Source organism: Rhodococcus ruitaii, from assembly GCF_055230935.1.
Genome location: NZ_JBUYWC010000014.1, coordinates 128,142 through 143,460, shown reverse-complemented (window position 1 = coordinate 143,460; position 15,319 = coordinate 128,142). Strand labels below are relative to the sequence as shown.

Here is a 15,319-nt window from a genome sequence, read left to right as displayed (position 1 = left end):
CACGGTGGCCCATGGACGGACGAGCCTGCCGCGTTCGACGATCGCAGGTGTGGGGGCATGCGTCGTCGCAGTGACGGTCTCGGGTTGCGGAGGAATATACGATGTTCCGCTGCCCGGCGGCGCTGGTCTCGGCGACGATCCGATCCGGGTCAGTATCGAATTCGACGACGTCCTCGATCTGGTGCCACAGTCGACCGTCAAGGTCGACGGCGTGCCGATGGGTCGCGTCGAGTCGATCGACGTGGCGGGTGAGGGATGGACCGCCGACGTAGGGATCGTCCTCAACTCCGAGGCTGCTCTGCCAGCAAACACCGTCGCTGTCGTCGAGCAGAGCAGTCTGCTGGGTGAGAAGTTCGTGCAGCTCGCACCGCCGTCGAACGAGCCGGCGACAGGCGAACTCGTCGACGGCGCCACCATTCCCCTCGAACGCACACGGCACGCCACCGAGATCGAGCCCGTGCTCGGAGCCCTGTCGCTGCTGCTCAACGGTGGCGGTGTCGGTCAGCTCGCTCCGGTGATCGACGAGTTGTCGATGGCATTCGAAGGTCGTGAAGGCACGACGCGCAGTCTCATCGAAGAGGCCGAAACTCTGATCACCGGACTCGACCAGCAGCGAGACGACATCACCCGCGCGATCGATGGCCTCGATGCGTTGTCCGAGCGGGTTGCAGCGCAGAACGATCAGGTCGCCGCGATCCTCGACGACCTACCGGTGGCGACGGAGGTACTCGAACAGCAGCGGCCGGAGCTCACACAACTCTTGGTGCAGCTCGATCGCCTCGGTACGGTCGGCACGGATATTCTCGATCAGTCCAAGGACGATCTCATCGCCGACCTGCTCGCGCTGCGTCCGACTCTGCAGGCACTCGCTGCGTCGGGCGACGATCTCGTGCAGTCCTTGTCGTTCATCCCGACGGTTCCGTTCCCGGACAGCGTCGAAGACATCATCGTGGGCGGTTCCATGAACCTGTTCCTGGTCGTCGACCTGCAGATCGGCGACGCGCTCGCCTCACTGGGGGTGGGGCAGGGCGAGCCCGTCTACCGGCAGCCCAAGTTCGGAAATCCGAAACCTGTCATCGACCCGTCCAACCCCTACTACGACGGAAACGGGCCGCATGTGGGGTGGCCGACGGTGTCGTTGGTGCCACTGCTGCCCGCTCCGACTCTCCCCGACCTCCTGACCCTCCCGGACGGTGTTGCACTGCCGGAGGGCATAGAGATACCCGGCATCGGGGAGGCCGGCGGAAGCCGTGCGCCCGCACCGCCCCCGCCGCCCAATCCGCTGGAGGGCCTGATGGATCAGCTCGGAATCGGGGGTGACCGATGAGATCGCGCCTGGTACGGATTCAACTTGTGGTCTTCGTCGTCATCGCACTGCTCGGCACGGTGTTCGTCGGCGCCCGTTACGTGCGACTGGACAATCTCATGGGGTTCGGCCAATACACCGTCAATGCCCGATTCCCCAGTTCGGGTGGTGTATTCAAGAATGCGGAAGTCACCTATCGAGGTGTCCCGGTCGGTCGGGTGGGTACCCTCTCGCTGACCAGCGACGGCATCGACGTCGAATTGAAACTCGACGACGGCGGACCGCACATCCCCGCATCGGCTCAGGCAGTGGTCGCGAACCGATCGGCGATCGGCGAGCAGTATGTCGATCTTCGGCCACCCACCGACGACGGTCCGTACCTCGTCGACGGCTCGGTGATCGAATCGACAGCCGAAGATCTTCCCGTGCCCGTCGAGGACCTGCTGGTGAGCACCAACGAACTGACCCGCTCGGTGCCGACGGACGCGCTGCACACCGTCGTCACCGAACTCGGCGCCGCCTTCGACGGCCGCGGCGACGAATTGCAGGTACTCGTCGATTCACTCGCGCAGCTCAGCGACTCGGGTGTCGAATACCTGCCGCAGACCGTCACGTTGATCCGCGACAGCCGGACCGTGCTCGACACCCAGTCCGAGCAGTCGTCCGCGATCGAGCAGTTCAGCTCCGATCTCGACCTGATCACCGCGCAACTGCGCGACAGTGACCCCGATATCCGCCGGCTCATCGAGACCGGAACCTCCGCGAGCGATGAATTGAACCGCTTGATCGCAGACTCCGGCCCGGGACTGACCGCGGACCTGACCAACCTCGCCGCGCTCGGTGAGACCCTTGCGCCTCAAGCGATTGCACTGCAACCACTGCTGGCGTTTCTTCCGGCCGTGGCTGCCAGCGCCGGAACGGTGGCCCCGGGCGACGGTACGGTGAGGCAGGGCATCGTGCTGGAGACGAACAACCCGCCGTCGTGCACGCTCGGATACGAGGGAACGTACGAGATCATCGAGCAGATGCGTGCGGAGGACCCGAACTTCGACGATCACGCGCAGGACTTCCCGTTCAACACGGAAGCGTCGTGTGAGGCGCCGCAGGGAAGTGTGACGGGCGTGCGCAGCGCGAACCGAATCGTGTTTGCCGATCCCGCGACGATCCAGCCATGGGATTTCACGCCGAAAAAGGATCCCGACAAGCTCAATCTGAATCCGGTGGCGACGCAGCTGGCGCCGCTTCTCGGAGTCACCCCGAAGTGAGCAGTGAGTAGGTTATTGGAGTGAGAGCAAGAACCGTCGCCCTGTCGATCGTGAGCGTGCTGGCGGTGGTCGCCTTGGTGGCCGTCGCGTGGTTCGGATTCGGATGGGCGAAGGCGCTGATCGTCGATCGTTCGGTGGCCGACACGCGCGATGCCGCGTTGGCAGGGGCGTTTCAGGCGACGATCAACCTCAACAGTGTCGACGCGCAGGATGTCGATGCTTCGCTCGACAACATGCGCTCGTCGATCACCGGCGATGCGCTGCTGGGCGATCTCGCCGCGACCGAGCAGCAGATCCGGGATCAGGTAGCCGCGACCGGCACCAGCATGTCTGCGGAGGTGCTGTTCGGGTCGTTGACCGAACTGAACACCGACGACGATGAGGCGAAAGCGCTCGTCGTGCTCGCGGTGCGTACGTCGACCCCCGAGTACTTCACCGTCAACAAGGTCTCGGTGAACGCTTCGATGGCGAAGGACGGCGACGTCTGGAAAGCGGTGACGATCGAGCCTCTCGGGTCGGTCGGGATGGAGGAGGGCCCGGCTCCGGGAGCGCAGCCGGCGCCGGAAGGGACTGTGCCTGCAGAACCTGTGCCTGCGGAACCTGGGCCCGCAGAATCTGTACCAGCGGAGCAGGCTCCAGCGCCATGATCGACAGCACCATCTCGTACAGCAGTGACGGCTCGTACAGCAGTGACGGCTCGTACAGCAGTGACAGGGAGCCGATGAAGGAGAACGACTAGTGCCACCGCAGCGACGCAATCCCGGACCGCCGCGCCGTCGACCGAAGATCGCCGGTACGTCCCGCCCCCGGACCGAATCGAGCAGCAGCCCGATCACCCCGAGCGGCCCGGCTTCGTCGAGCGGTGAATCCGATCGTATCGAGCAGCCCGACCGGGTCGACGCGCTCGAGTCGTCCGGCCCGGATGAGAAGGCCGAGGTTGCGTCGGCCGAACCGACAGAGTCGGTAGATCCGGTGAGGACGGCGCCTCCGGAAGGGACGGTCGCACCGAGGCCGGACGAGACTCCGCCGGACGAGACTTCGCCGGACGAGACTCCACTGCAGACCGACCCTCCGCCCCAGGCCCCCTACGAGAAGAAGCCGAGATCGACATGGATGCCGGTGTTCGCGGTGGGCGCGGTGGCCGTCGTCCTGGGTGTGCTCGCGGTGGTGGCAGCCCTTCGCCCGGGAGTATCCGACAGCAATGTTGCGTGGGTCGACCAGGCTGATACCGCAGCGGTGACCGACGCCGCGGCACACGCGATCGAGGCGATACACGGATACGACTTCGAGACGATCGACGAGGATTTCGCCGAGATCCGTGATCTGCTCTCAGACGAGCGCCGCGCGGAATTCGACTCGACCGCGCAGGTCACCAAAGACGCCGCAGTGCAGACCCGCACCGTCACGGAGGTGAATGTGGCGCACATCGGCGCACGGATGGTCGATGAGTCCCACGCCGAGGTCGCGGCATACATCAACGTCAGCGCGACCGGGGACGGAGTGGCGCAGGGGAGTGCGGCGGCGCCGCTGCTGGTGCGGATGGAGAAGGCGGATGGTCGCTGGCTCGTCTCGGAAATACGTGATCAGTAGGCAGGTCCCACTCGGACAGTCGGTCGCGTTGTGGGTGTGACACCGGGGGCTGAGGACTCTTGACGGGAACGACGTGAGACGTCACTCTATCGGTACGCCTGTGCGATACCGACTCCGCAATGTCGCCTCCAGGTTTCTTTGAGGCACCCCCGTGGACATTTTCGTGTGTTCGGTGTAAGTTGGTTCTTTGCGCTGGCTGCCTCCTGTCCACACCTCGACCTGTGAGCCCGTGAATCGTTCGTCGAGAGCGACTTCATCGGATTCTTCGGCGGGGTTTCGTTCGGGTTGCGACCAGCCGAAACGCCCCACATGAAGAAGCAGGTACAGCGGCGGTCGCACCGGTTGGAGCGACCCGCGTGAGGTGCTGGAAGGACGCATCTTGGCAGTCTCTAGCCAGACCAAGGCAGTTGCCGGAATCCCCGGAGCCCCGAAGAGGGTTTCGTTCGCGAAGATTCGCGAACCACTCGAAGTTCCCGGGCTCCTCGATCTACAGACAGATTCCTTCGAATGGTTGATCGGGTCGGAGCGCTGGCGCGCGAAGGCTGCTGATCGTGGTGACGGCAGCGTCGCCGGTGGTCTCGAAGAGATCCTCGCCGAGCTTTCGCCGATCGAGGACTTCTCGGGCTCGATGTCCCTCTCCTTCTCCGACCCGCGCTTCGACGAGGTGAAGGCCTCCGTCGAGGAGTGCAAGGACAAGGACATGACGTACGCGGCTCCGCTGTTCGTCACGGCCGAGTTCATCAACAACAACACCGGCGAAATCAAGAGCCAGACGGTCTTCATGGGCGACTTCCCGATGATGACCGGCAAGGGCACCTTCATCATCAACGGCACCGAACGTGTCGTCGTGTCGCAGCTCGTGCGTTCGCCCGGTGTGTACTTCGACAAGTCCGTCGACAAGAGCACCGAGAAGGACCTGCACAGCGTCAAGGTCATCCCCGGTCGCGGTGCATGGCTCGAGTTCGACGTCGACAAGCGCGACACCGTCGGTGTGCGAATCGACCGCAAGCGTCGTCAGCCCGTCACCGTGCTGCTCAAGGCGCTCGGCTGGTCGACCGAGCAGATCGTGGAGCGCTTCGGCTTCTCCGAGATCATGATGTCCACGCTGGAGAAGGACAACACGGCGGGGACCGACGAGGCTCTCCTCGACATCTACCGCAAGCTTCGTCCGGGTGAGCCGCCGACGAAGGAGAGCGCACAGACGCTCCTCGAGAACCTCTTCTTCAAGGACAAGCGCTACGACTTGGCGCGCGTGGGTCGTTACAAGATCAACAAGAAGCTGGGCCTGAACATCGGCCGTCCGATCGAGGCGTCGACCCTCACCGAGGAAGACATCGTCGCCACCATCGAGTACCTCGTGCGGTTGCACGCGAGCGAGAACTGGATGACCGCTCCGGACGGAGTCGAAGTCCCGGTCGAGGTCGACGACATCGATCACTTCGGTAACCGTCGTCTGCGCACCGTCGGCGAGCTCATCCAGAACCAGATCCGCGTGGGCCTGTCCCGCATGGAGCGCGTCGTTCGTGAGCGCATGACGACCCAGGACGTCGAGGCGATCACACCGCAGACCCTGATCAACATCCGTCCGGTCGTGGCCGCGATCAAGGAGTTCTTCGGAACATCGCAGCTGTCGCAGTTCATGGACCAGAACAACCCGCTGTCGGGCCTGACGCACAAGCGTCGCCTCTCGGCACTGGGCCCCGGCGGTCTGTCGCGTGAACGTGCCGGCCTCGAGGTCCGCGACGTTCACCCGTCGCACTACGGCCGCATGTGCCCGATCGAGACCCCTGAAGGCCCGAACATCGGCCTGATCGGTTCGCTGTCCGTGTACGCGCGGGTCAACCCGTTCGGTTTCATCGAGACCCCGTACCGCCGGGTCGTCGACGGGGTCGTCACCGACCAGGTCGACTACCTCACGGCAGACGAAGAAGACCGCTTCCTCATTGCGCAGGCGAACTCGCCGATCGCAGCGGACAACACGTTCGCCGAGGATCGCGTGCTCGTCCGTAAGAAGGGTGCGGAGATCGAGTACGTCGGCGCCGACGCCGTCGAGTACATGGACGTCTCGCCGCGCCAGATGGTGTCTGTCGCGACGGCCATGATCCCGTTCCTCGAGCACGACGACGCCAACCGTGCCCTCATGGGTGCAAACATGCAGCGTCAGGCTGTGCCGCTGATCCGCAGCGAGGCCCCGGTCGTCGGTACCGGCATGGAGTTGCGCGCCGCGGTGGATGCCGGCGACGTCATCGTCACCGAGAAGCCCGGTGTGGTCGAGGAGGTCTCCGCCGACTTCATCACGGTGATGGCCGACGACGGCACCCGCCGTACCTACCGCCTGCGCAAGTTCGACCGGTCGAACCAGGGCACCTGCTCCAACCAGCGCCCGATCATCGACGAGGGCCAGCGTGTCGAGGCCGGCCAGGTTCTGGCCGACGGACCCTGCACCGAGAACGGTGAGATGGCACTCGGCAAGAACCTGCTCCTCGCGATCATGCCGTGGGAAGGCCACAACTACGAGGACGCGATCATCCTGTCGCAGCGCCTCGTGGAAGAGGACGTCCTGACCTCGATCCACATCGAGGAGCACGAGATCGATGCCCGCGACACCAAGCTCGGTGCCGAGGAGATCACTCGCGATATCCCGAACGTCTCCGACGAGGTCCTCGCAGACCTCGACGAGCGCGGCATCGTTCGTATCGGTGCCGAGGTCCGCGACGGCGACATCCTGGTCGGCAAGGTCACTCCCAAGGGCGAGACCGAGCTGACCCCGGAAGAGCGCCTGCTCCGCGCGATCTTCGGTGAGAAGGCCCGCGAGGTCCGCGATACCTCGCTCAAGGTTCCTCACGGCGAGACCGGCAAGGTCATCGGTGTTCGCGTGTTCTCCCGCGAGGACGACGACGACCTGCCTCCGGGTGTCAACGAGCTCGTCCGCGTGTACGTGGCGCAGAAGCGCAAGATCCAGGACGGCGACAAGCTCGCCGGCCGCCACGGTAACAAGGGCGTCATCGGCAAGATCCTCCCGCAGGAGGACATGCCGTTCCTGCCCGACGGCACTCCCATCGACATCATCCTGAACACGCACGGTGTTCCGCGTCGTATGAACATCGGCCAGATCCTCGAGACTCACCTCGGCTGGATCGGCAAGGCCGGTTGGAACGTGCAGGTCGCCGGCGACGGGTCGCGTCCCGACTGGGCACAGAACCTGCCCGAAGAGATGCTCGCTGCCGAGTCCGACTCGAATATCGCCACGCCGGTGTTCGACGGTGCTCGCGAAGAGGAGCTCACGGGTCTGCTGTCGTCGACGCTGCCGAACCGCGACGGCGAGGTCATGGTTGGCGCCGACGGCAAGGCGACGCTGTTCGACGGTCGTTCGGGCGAGCCGTTCCCGTACCCGGTGGCGGTCGGTTACATGTACATCATCAAGCTGCACCACTTGGTCGACGACAAGATCCACGCGCGTTCGACCGGTCCGTACTCGATGATCACGCAGCAGCCTCTCGGTGGTAAGGCCCAGTTCGGTGGCCAGCGCTTCGGTGAGATGGAGTGCTGGGCCATGCAGGCCTACGGCGCCGCATACACGCTGCAGGAGCTGCTCACGATCAAGTCCGACGACGTGGTGGGTCGCGTGAAGGTGTACGAGGCGATCGTCAAGGGCGAGAACATCCCCGAGCCCGGCATCCCGGAGTCGTTCAAGGTGCTCCTCAAGGAACTCCAGTCGCTGTGCCTCAACGTGGAGGTGCTGTCCAGCGACGGCGCTGCCATCGCGATGGCCGACAGTGACGACGAGGATCTGGAGCGGGCAGCAGCCAATCTGGGCATCAACCTTTCCCGCAACGAGTCGGCCACGGTCGACGACCTCGCGAACTAGGAGCCGAACCGATGCGGTACGCCACCGAGTCACACCGGGCGCGTGCCGCATCGAGCCCCGGCAGCGATAGCGACAACTAGCAGCAACAAAGCCCGCACAGGGGAAAGGAAGTTACGTGCTCGACGTCAACTTCTTCGATGAACTCCGGATCGGTCTGGCCACCGCGGCCGACATCCGTAATTGGTCGTACGGCGAGGTCAAGAAGCCGGAGACCATCAACTACCGCACGCTCAAGCCCGAGAAGGACGGCCTCTTCTGCGAGAAGATCTTCGGCCCCACCCGGGACTGGGAGTGCTACTGCGGTAAGTACAAGCGTGTCCGCTTCAAGGGCATCATCTGCGAGCGCTGCGGTGTCGAGGTGACCCGCGCCAAGGTGCGTCGTGAGCGGATGGGTCACATCGAACTGGCCGCACCCGTGACCCACATCTGGTACTTCAAGGGTGTGCCGAGCCGTCTCGGCTACCTGCTCGACCTCGCCCCGAAGGATCTCGAGAAGATCATCTACTTCGCCGCGTACGTCATCACCTCGGTCGACGACGAGCTCCGTCACAACGAGCTCTCGACGCTCGAAGCCGAGATGGAGGTCGAGAAGAAGGGTGTCGCCGATCAGCGCGACGCCGATCTCGAGGCCCGCGCACAGAAGCTCGAAGCCGACCTGGCCGAGCTCGAGGCAGAGGGCGCGAAATCTGACGTCCGTCGCAAGGTCAAGGACGGTGGCGAGCGCGAGATGCGTCAGCTGCGCGACCGCGCTCAGCGTGAGCTCGATCGTCTCGACGAGATCTGGACGACGTTCACGAAGCTCGCGTCCAAGCAGCTCATCGTCGACGAGCTGATCTACCGCGAGCTGCAGGATCGCTACGGTGAGTACTTCACCGGTGCGATGGGTGCCGAGGCGATCCAGAAGCTCATCGAGACCTTCGACATCGACGCCGAGGCCGAACTGCTGCGCGAGATCATCCGCAGCGGTAAGGGGCAGAAGAAGCTCCGTGCGCTCAAGCGTCTGAAGGTCGTGGCGGCGTTCCAGCAATCCGGTAACTCGCCGATGGGCATGGTTCTCGACGCGGTTCCGGTGATCCCGCCGGAGCTGCGTCCGATGGTGCAGCTCGATGGTGGCCGCTTCGCGACCTCCGATCTGAACGACCTGTACCGCCGTGTCATCAACCGGAACAACCGCCTCAAGCGACTGATCGACCTCGGTGCTCCCGAGATCATCGTCAACAACGAGAAGCGGATGCTCCAGGAGTCCGTCGACGCGCTGTTCGACAACGGTCGTCGCGGCCGGCCGGTGACCGGACCGGGCAACCGCCCCCTCAAGTCACTGTCCGATCTGCTCAAGGGCAAGCAGGGTCGTTTCCGCCAGAACCTGCTCGGCAAGCGTGTCGACTACTCGGGCCGTTCGGTCATCGTCGTCGGTCCGCAGCTCAAGCTGCACCAGTGCGGTCTGCCGAAGCTCATGGCTCTCGAGCTGTTCAAGCCGTTCGTGATGAAGCGCCTCGTGGACTTGAACCACGCACAGAACATCAAATCGGCCAAGCGCATGGTCGAGCGGCAGCGCCCGCAGGTGTGGGACGTCCTCGAAGAGGTCATCAACGAGCACCCGGTGCTGCTGAACCGTGCACCTACGCTGCACCGCCTCGGCATCCAGGCGTTCGAGCCGCAGCTCGTCGAGGGTAAGGCCATCCAGCTCCACCCGCTCGTGTGTGAGGCGTTCAACGCCGACTTCGACGGTGACCAGATGGCCGTGCACCTGCCGCTGTCGGCGGAGGCCCAGGCCGAGGCACGCATCCTGATGCTGTCGTCGAACAACATCCTGTCGCCGGCATCGGGGCGCCCGCTCGCGATGCCGCGTCTGGACATGGTGACGGGTCTGTACCACCTGACCCGACTCGTCGAGGACGCCGTGGGCGCGTACAAGCCTGCGTCGGCGGACGAGCCGGAGCTGGGCGTGTACTCGTCGCCGGCCGAGGCCATCATGGCCGTCGACCGCGGTGCGCTCTCGGTGCAGGCTCCCATCCGGGTGCGTCTGTCGCAGCAGCGTCCGCCGCGGGAGATCGAGAACGAACTGTTCCCCGAAGGATGGCATCACGGCGAGGACTGGCTCGCCGAGACCACCCTCGGTCGCGTGATGTTCAACGAGCTCCTGCCGGTGAACTACGGCTTCGTCAACGACATCATGCCGAAGAAGCGTCAGGCCGGGATCATCAACGATCTTGCCGAGCGCTATCCGATGATCGTCGTCGCGCAGACCGTCGACAAGCTCAAGGACGCGGGCTTCTACTGGGCCACGCGTTCGGGTGTCACCATCGCGATGTCGGACGTGCTGGTTCCGCCGGAGAAGAAGGACATCCTCGAGCGCTACGAGGGACAGGCCGACTCGATCCAGCGACAGTACGACCGAGGCAAGCTGTCCGAGGACGAGCGTCGTGATTCGCTCGTCAAGCTGTGGCAGGAAGCGACCGAAGAGGTCGGCCAGGTCATGGAGGCGCACTACCCGGACGACAACCCGATCCCGACGATCGTGAAGTCCGGCGCTGCAGGCAACATGACCCAGATCCGCTCACTGGCGGGCATGAAGGGCCTGGTGACGAACCCGAAGGGCGAGTTCATTCCCCGCCCGATCAAGTCTTCGTTCCGCGAGGGCCTGACCGTCGCCGAGTACTTCATCAACACGCACGGTGCACGCAAGGGTCTGGCCGATACCGCTCTGCGTACCGCAGACTCGGGTTACCTGACCCGCCGTCTGGTGGACGTCTCGCAGGACGTCATCGTCCGCGAGGTCGACTGCGGCACGCCGCGAGGCATCGAGATGGTCATCGCCGAGCCCGAGCGCGACGCACAGGGCAACGAGACCGGCAAGCTGGTCCGCGACGCCCACATCGAGACGAGCACGTACGCCCGCACGCTGGCGACGGATGCACTCGACGCCGCTGGCAACGTCGTCGTCGAACGCGGCTCCGACCTCGGCGATCCCGCAATCGAGGCCCTCCTCGAAGCCGGTATCCAGAAAGTCAAGGTCCGCTCGGTTCTCACCTGCGACACCGGCACGGGCGTCTGCGCGACCTGCTACGGTCGCTCGATGGCGACGGGCAAACTCGTCGACATCGGTGAGGCCGTCGGTATCGTCGCAGCCCAGTCGATCGGTGAGCCCGGCACGCAGCTGACGATGCGTACGTTCCACCAGGGTGGCGTCGGTGAGGACATCACCGGTGGTCTGCCCCGCGTTCAGGAGTTGTTCGAAGCCCGCATTCCGAAGGGCAAGGCCCCGATCGCCGACGTCTCCGGACGCATCCGCCTCGAGGACGACGATCGTTTCTACAAGATCACGATCATCCCCGACGACGGTGGCGAAGAGGTCGTCTACGACAAACTGTCGAAGCGGCAGCGTCTGCACGTGATCCGCAAGGCCGACGGCACCGAGGGCGTCCTCGGCGACGGCGACCACGTGGACGTCGGTCAGCAGCTCCTCGAAGGTGCTGCCGATCCGCACGAGGTGCTGCGCGTCATGGGTCCCCGCCAGGTTCAGATCCACTTGGTCCACGAGGTCCAGGAGGTCTACCGGAGCCAGGGTGTGTCGATCCACGACAAGCACATCGAGGTCATCGTTCGTCAGATGCTGCGTCGCGTGACGATCATCGATTCGGGCGCGACGGAGTTCCTGCCCGGCTCGCTTGTCGAACGCAGCGACTTCGAGTCTGCCAACCGTCGTGTGGTCACGGAAGGTGGCGAGCCGGCTGCCGGTCGCCCGGTCCTCATGGGTATCACGAAGGCGTCGCTGGCCACCGACTCGTGGTTGTCGGCCGCCTCGTTCCAGGAGACCACTCGCGTGCTGACCGACGCGGCCATCAACTGCCGCTCGGACAAGCTGATCGGTCTCAAGGAGAACGTGATCATCGGCAAGCTGATCCCGGCCGGTACCGGCATCAACAAGTACCGGAACATCCAGGTTCAGCCGACCGAGGAAGCCCGTGCTGCCGCGTACGCCATCCCGGCGTACGACGACCAGTACTACTCACCGGACGGCTTCGGCCAGAACACCGGTGCTGCAGTGCCACTGGATGACTACGGTTACTCCAACGACTACCGGTAGCTCACTGCCGTAGTCACAAAGGTCCCGCCCTCTCTCTTCAGGGCGGGACCTTTGTGGTTTCCGGGGGCAAAGCCGTGCTCAGCGGGCTGTCCCGACACGCCGCTCAGCGGGCGATGTGAAAGTCTGTCAGTTCGGCACGGCCCGGCTCGAGGTCTTCCCAGCTGCCTCGAACGGTGAGGACCGCAAGTGCGGAGGTCGGAAACTTCTCGGCGAGCTGCTGCGCGATGTCGCTGTTGTGGTCGGTGGCCAGGGACAGCGCTGTCTCGGACAGCGACGGCTCGTGCCCGACCACGAGCAGGGTGTGAATCTTCGGGTCCACCGAGCGGATCTCCGCGATGACACCTTCAGGAGTGGCCCCGTAGAGCGTCGCGCGATGGTCGGCGGGTGCGTCGATCGTGGCTTCCGCGAGGGTTTTCCGAGTGCGTGTCGCGTCGGAGCACAGCACTGCGTCGATCTCGGGCAGGTTGGCTCGTATCCATCGACCGGCGAGCCCTGCCTCTCGTCGGCCGCGTGGAGAGAGGGGGCGCTCGTGATCGTCCACGTCGTCCGGATACGCGGACTTCCCGTGGCGCAGCAAGATCAGGGTGCGGGTCATCATCCCACCGTAGGGGCTGCGTGCCCGAACCGGTACGCCGACGCCGACTTCCTGCGTCGCGCATGGCCGAGTGTGTCTTGCGAAGCACGAGAAGACGCGGCTACAGTCTATGTAACTGTTACTAAGTGTTACATGAAACTTGGTTGCCCAGCTCCGGAGGATATCGACATGGCCTACGTCATCACCCAGACGTGCTGCAACGACGCGAGTTGCGTCGCCGTCTGCCCGGTCAACTGCATTCATCCCACCCCCGAAGAGCGTGAGTTCGGGGCGGCAGAGATGCTGCACATCGACCCACAGACCTGCATCGACTGCGGTGCGTGTGCCGACGCATGCCCGGTCGAAGCGATCCTTCCGGACGACAAACTCGAACCGTCCCAGGTCCGCTTCGCCGAGATCAATGCCGACTACTACCGGGCGCACCCTATGCCGGACGGCTGGAATCCTCTCGTGCCGACACCCGCCGCGCCACGGGATCGCGGAACCCTGCGAGTCGCTGTGGTCGGCGCCGGGCCCGCGGCCTGCTATGCGGCGCAGGAACTGCTCGAACGTTCGGATGTCGAGGTCGAGATGTTCGACCGGCTGCCGACACCGTTCGGTCTGGTCCGCGCCGGTGTTGCTCCCGACCATCCCGGCACGAAGTCGGTCACCGAATCGTTCGAATGGTCCTTCCGCCGCGACGCCTTCGCGCTGCATCTCGACACCGAGATCGGCCGCGACCTCACCCACGCGGAGCTGCTCGACCACCACCACGCGGTGGTGTATGCGGTGGGTGCCTCCGCCGACCGCCGTCTCGGCATTCCCGGCGAGGACCTCTCGGGCAGTCACGCCGCCACGGAATTCGTGGCTTGGTACAACGGCCATCCCGACCACGTGGACCGCACCTTCGATCTGTCGGGTGAGCGCGCCGTCATCGTCGGCAACGGCAACGTCGCGCTCGATGTTGCGCGCATCCTCACGATGGACGTCGACGACCTCGCGCACACCGACATCGCCGACCACGCCCTCGAAGCTTTGCGGCACAGCAATATCCGAGAGGTCGTCCTCCTCGGTCGCAGAGGCCCAGCGCAGGCCGCGTACAGCAACCCCGAGTTCCTCGCGCTCGGCAACCTGGCAGGCGTGGACGTCGTCGTCGACGAATCTGCTCTGGAGCTCGACGAGGCCAGCGAACGTGCCGTGGCGAACGACCCCGCCGTGGCGATGCGGGTGCAGCTCGCACGTGAATACGCGGCGCGTGAGGTGAGGGAGGGTAATCGGCGCATCGTCTTCCGCTACCACGCCGCTCCCGACGAACTACTCGGCTCGGGACGGGTGGACGGCGTCCGCGTGGCCCGCACCGAGCTGGTAGAGAATTCGGAGGGTGCGCTCGTTGCCCAGGTAACCGACGACACCGAACTGATCGACGCAGGCCTCATCCTCCGGTCGATCGGATACCGGGGTGTGCGCGTTCCCGATCTGCCGTTCGACGACCGACGCGCCGTCGTTCCCAACACCGGTGGGCGCGTCGAGACCGGCGTCTACGTCGCGGGTTGGATCAAGCGGGGGCCGAGCGGCGTCATCGGCACGAACAAGGCGTGCGCCAAAGAGAGCGTGGCCGCGCTACTCGCCGACTTCGACGCCGGACGGCTGACCGAGCCGCGGGGCGACCGTCGGAGTCTCGGGAAGCTTCTGGCCGAGCGGCGTCCCGACCGCGTCGATCTCAACGGGTGGCGGGCCATCGACGCAGCCGAACGCGCGGCGGGTCGGGCGAGTGGCCGGCCACGCATCAAGATCACGAATCGGGCGGCGCTCGTCGAACTCGGCCGTCGCCGACGCCGTCTTCCGCTGATCGGAGTCGCGCGGCGATAGATCCCTACGCTGCGGCGGCACCGCCCAGCAAGACGAACACCGGTGCCGCGAGGTTGTTGATCACATGAATCACCACTGCGGGCCACACCGACCCGCTGCGGCGCACGACCTCAGCGGCGACCAGTCCCACCACCAGTGCGGAGGGCAGTGCCATGTTGACGCCGTGAAACAGTGCGAACACCACGGAACTACCGACAACGGCGATCACCGCACCGTAGCGCAGCAGCCCTCGCATGAGCACCCCGCGGAACAGGAACTCTTCGCCGAGCGGCACGAGCAGCGAGATCGTCACGAAGGTCGCGATGAGCGGGAGCAGACCGCTCTCTGCGGCGTCGTAGTACGGCACCTGAGCGTTCGCGTCGACACCGACGATGGCGATGATCGCCATGTTGACAAGTCCTTTGACGAGGAACGCCCCGATGCCGAGCGCAACGGCGGCCAGCATCCAACGCCAGGTCGTCCGGCGGATGCCGAACGCTCCCCACGAGCGGATGCGGATCAGCGTCGCAGCGGTGAAGCCGGCGAACGGTACGGCCACTGACCAGCACATGAGCACGAGACCGAGCAACTGCGAGTCGTCGTCGGGGACGAGAGTGATGACGAGCGGAGTGAGCGTAAGAAAAGCTAAGGCCACGCCCATTCCGACCACGATCTCGGGCCAGCCGGGCCGAGTGAGGTGCTTGTTCGTGGTGGCGGGGTCGGCGAGATCGGAGGAAGAGGACGACACGGGGTCTCCTGAGGGATGGGTCGGGTGAGGAGA

9 protein-coding genes are annotated in these 15,319 nt (G+C 65.0%); 7 read left to right on the top strand and 2 right to left on the bottom strand.

Annotated elements, in window-relative coordinates; all coding sequences use genetic code 11:
- The first annotated feature begins 25 nt into the window (after window positions 1-25).
- The 6 genes from ACZI8W_RS18850 to ACZI8W_RS18825 all read left to right on the top strand — a co-directional run bounded on the left by ACZI8W_RS18850 (window position 26) and on the right by ACZI8W_RS18825 (window position 12,116).
- Window positions 26-1,327: an MCE family protein gene (locus tag ACZI8W_RS18850; RefSeq protein ID WP_463370081.1), complete on the top strand. Its 1,302-nt coding sequence runs from the start codon at window positions 26-28 to the stop codon at window positions 1,325-1,327.
- Window positions 1,324-2,571, top strand: a complete 1,248-nt coding sequence (locus ACZI8W_RS18845; RefSeq protein ID WP_463370037.1) for an MCE family protein — start codon at window positions 1,324-1,326, stop codon at window positions 2,569-2,571. The genes ACZI8W_RS18850 and ACZI8W_RS18845 overlap by 4 nt, the downstream gene beginning before the upstream one ends.
- A gap of 47 nt (window positions 2,572-2,618) precedes the next feature.
- Window positions 2,619-3,218: a hypothetical protein gene (locus ACZI8W_RS18840; protein ID WP_463370080.1), complete on the top strand. Its 600-nt coding sequence runs from the start codon at window positions 2,619-2,621 to the stop codon at window positions 3,216-3,218.
- Between the two features lie 91 nt (window positions 3,219-3,309).
- Window positions 3,310-4,161, top strand: a complete 852-nt coding sequence (locus ACZI8W_RS18835) for a hypothetical protein (protein WP_463370036.1) — start codon at window positions 3,310-3,312, stop codon at window positions 4,159-4,161.
- 361 nt (window positions 4,162-4,522) lie between these two features.
- The gene (gene rpoB, locus ACZI8W_RS18830; protein WP_463370035.1) at window positions 4,523-8,029 is read left to right on the top strand and encodes a DNA-directed RNA polymerase subunit beta; all 3,507 of its coding nucleotides are present in this window, start codon (window positions 4,523-4,525) and stop codon (window positions 8,027-8,029) included.
- 115 nt (window positions 8,030-8,144) lie between these two features.
- Window positions 8,145-12,116 (top strand): DNA-directed RNA polymerase subunit beta', encoded by a 3,972-nt coding sequence (locus tag ACZI8W_RS18825; RefSeq protein WP_463370034.1) that lies wholly within the window; start codon window positions 8,145-8,147, stop codon window positions 12,114-12,116.
- A 103-nt stretch (window positions 12,117-12,219) separates the two neighbouring features.
- On the opposite strand, the gene ACZI8W_RS18820 is transcribed toward ACZI8W_RS18825, so the two are convergent.
- Window positions 12,220-12,711 carry a SixA phosphatase family protein gene (locus tag ACZI8W_RS18820; RefSeq protein ID WP_463370033.1) on the bottom strand — a complete coding sequence of 164 codons (492 nt, stop codon included), beginning with the start codon at window positions 12,709-12,711 and terminating at the stop codon, window positions 12,220-12,222.
- A 168-nt stretch (window positions 12,712-12,879) separates the two neighbouring features.
- Here ACZI8W_RS18820 and ACZI8W_RS18815 point away from each other — a divergent pair, with 168 nt between their 5' ends.
- On the top strand, window positions 12,880-14,559 hold the full coding sequence (locus ACZI8W_RS18815; protein WP_463370032.1) for an FAD-dependent oxidoreductase: 1,680 nt from the start codon (window positions 12,880-12,882) through the stop codon (window positions 14,557-14,559).
- 4 nt (window positions 14,560-14,563) lie between these two features.
- On the opposite strand, the gene ACZI8W_RS18810 is transcribed toward ACZI8W_RS18815, so the two are convergent.
- Complete coding sequence (locus ACZI8W_RS18810; RefSeq protein WP_463370031.1) at window positions 14,564-15,286, bottom strand: CPBP family intramembrane glutamic endopeptidase; 723 nt, start codon at window positions 15,284-15,286, stop codon at window positions 14,564-14,566.
- Window positions 15,287-15,319: the final 33 nt, after the last annotated feature.